The 1,895-nt window shown below is 70.2% G+C and carries 2 protein-coding genes and 2 pseudogenes; 2 read left to right on the top strand and 2 right to left on the bottom strand.

The window, feature by feature from the left end; translation table 11 throughout:
- Together HNR40_RS53405 and HNR40_RS53400 are read left to right on the top strand one after the other, a co-directional pair.
- A partial coding sequence (locus tag HNR40_RS53405) for a methyltransferase domain-containing protein (protein ID WP_184976631.1) occupies positions 1-660 on the top strand: 660 nt, incomplete at its 5' end.
- Between the two features lie 64 nt (positions 661-724).
- Positions 725-1,156 carry an ArsR/SmtB family transcription factor gene (locus tag HNR40_RS53400; protein WP_246510928.1) on the top strand — a complete coding sequence of 144 codons (432 nt, stop codon included), beginning with the start codon at positions 725-727 and terminating at the stop codon, positions 1,154-1,156.
- Here the strand turns inward: HNR40_RS53400 and HNR40_RS53395 are convergent.
- Both HNR40_RS53395 and HNR40_RS53390 read right to left on the bottom strand, forming a co-directional pair.
- Positions 1,095-1,474, bottom strand: a pseudogene (locus tag HNR40_RS53395) (metalloregulator ArsR/SmtB family transcription factor). The gene HNR40_RS53400 and the pseudogene HNR40_RS53395 sit on opposite strands and share 62 nt — an antisense overlap.
- Positions 1,475-1,508: 34 nt before the next feature.
- Positions 1,509-1,895: pseudogene (locus HNR40_RS53390) on the bottom strand (flavoprotein); the annotation flags it as partial.

Raw genomic sequence — 1,895 nt, 5'->3', positions numbered from 1 at the left:
CTCGACTGCGGTCCGGAGTCCTTCGCCGACGGGGGCTTCGGCACCGCGGGCTACGACGACCTGGCCGGCCTGCCGGACGGCGCGCTGCTGGCGAGCCTGGGCTGCGGCAATCCGGTCGCGGTCGCCGAGCTACGTGCCGGTGAGACGGTGCTGGACCTGGGCTCCGGTGGCGGCATCGACGTGCTGCTGTCGGCCCGCCGCGTCGGCCCGCACGGCAAGGCGTACGGCCTGGACGCCAGCACCGACATGCTGGAGCTGGCCCGCCGCAACGCCGAGCAGGCAGGCGTGGAAAACGTGGAGTTCCTGCACGGCGGCATCGAGCGGATCCCGCTGCCCCGCCAGAGCGTGGACGTGGTCATCTCCAACTGTGTGATCAACCTGTCCGACGACAAGGCCGCGGTGCTGGCCGAGGCCTTCCGGGTGCTGCGACCCGGCGGCCGCTTCGGCGTCAGCGACGTGGTCACGGACGGCCCCGCCGATCCGGTACGGCAGGCCGCCACCGAGCAGCGCATCGGCTGCGCGGCCGGAGCACTCAGCATCGATGCCTACCGCGCCCTGCTGGCGGCGGCCGGGTTCACCCAGGTGACGATCACGCTCACGGCCGGCCACGGAGACGGCGTGCACTCGGCCATCATCCAGGCCGTCAAGCCGCCCATCTAGACGCGGCCTCCCTCGATGGCATAGACATATGTCAATATAGATAGCCATCTAAAGGGAAGCGCGTATGGAGCTGTCGCAGATCCTGGAGTGCAGTCCGCCGCTGGTCCGTGAGCCGCTGGACGCCGAGCAGGCCGCCGGGGTGGCGCGGGTGTTCAAGGCTCTGGGTGATCCGGTACGGCTGCGCATCCTGTCGATCGTGGCCAGCAGGGAGGGCGGCGAGGTGTGCGTGTGCGACATCACCGGCGCGTTCGAGCTGTCCCAGCCGACCATCAGCCACCACCTCAAGGTCCTCAAGGAGGTGGGCCTGCTCACCTCGGAGCGGCGCGCCTCGTGGGTGTACTACCGCGCGGGTGATCCGCGACGAGATCCGCGCCCGGGTGGAGAAGCTGATCGACGAGCTCACGTCGTGATCACATCGATGAGCCGGAGTCAGGTCAGGCGTCGGTCGGTCCGTAGGCGGAAACAGGCGTCAGCTGCGTCTCGGTCAGGGGTGTGAACAGGGCGCCGAGCTTGTTCACGGTCTCGCCGACGATGCGGTAGTAGACCCAGGTGCCGCGGCGTTCGCCGTCGATGAGACCGGCGGTGCGCAGGATCTTCAGGTGGTGGGAGATCGTGGGGCGGTGAGGTCGAAGGCCCCGGTCAGGTCGCACACGCACACCTCGCCACCGGCGTGGGAGCCGATCATCGACAGCAGGCGCAGCCGTACCGGGTCGGCGACGGCCTTGAGCAGGACCGCCGCCTCTGCCGCGTCGTCCTCGGAGATCGGCTCGCGGGCGATCGGCGCGCAGCAGGCGACGGTTGCGGGGGCGGCCATGGCACTCCTTGGTTCGACGTCAGTCTAACTATAGTCAGCCGCAGCCGCTTCCGCCGGTCTCGGCTGAGACTCCGACGAGGGGGAGCAGGCCGCCGCTGATGCCGGTGGCCAGGCCGACGCGCTGTTCCTGGGCTTCGGCGAGGTTGGAGGAACAGACGCCGGTTTCGGGCAGGTCGAGCTGTACGTCGCGGGCGGCTTCCCAGTCGCCCGCGAGGGCGGCGGTGACGGAGCGGACCTGCTCGTAGCCGGTGGCCATGAGGAAGGTCGGGGCGCGGCCGTAGGACTTGACACCGACGGCGTAGTAGCCGGGTTCGGGGTGGGCCAGCTCGTCGACGCCGTGGGCGGGGACGGTGCCGCAGGAGTGGGCGTTGGGGTCGATCAGCGGGGCCAGGGTGCGGGTGGAGCCGAGGATCGGGTCCAG

The sequence above is a fragment of the Nonomuraea endophytica genome (genome assembly GCF_014203235.1).
Classification (GTDB): Bacteria; Actinomycetota; Actinomycetes; order Streptosporangiales; family Streptosporangiaceae; genus Nonomuraea; species Nonomuraea endophytica.
Note: the sequence above shows the minus strand (reverse complement) of the source record. Positions and strands in the feature narration are given on the sequence as shown.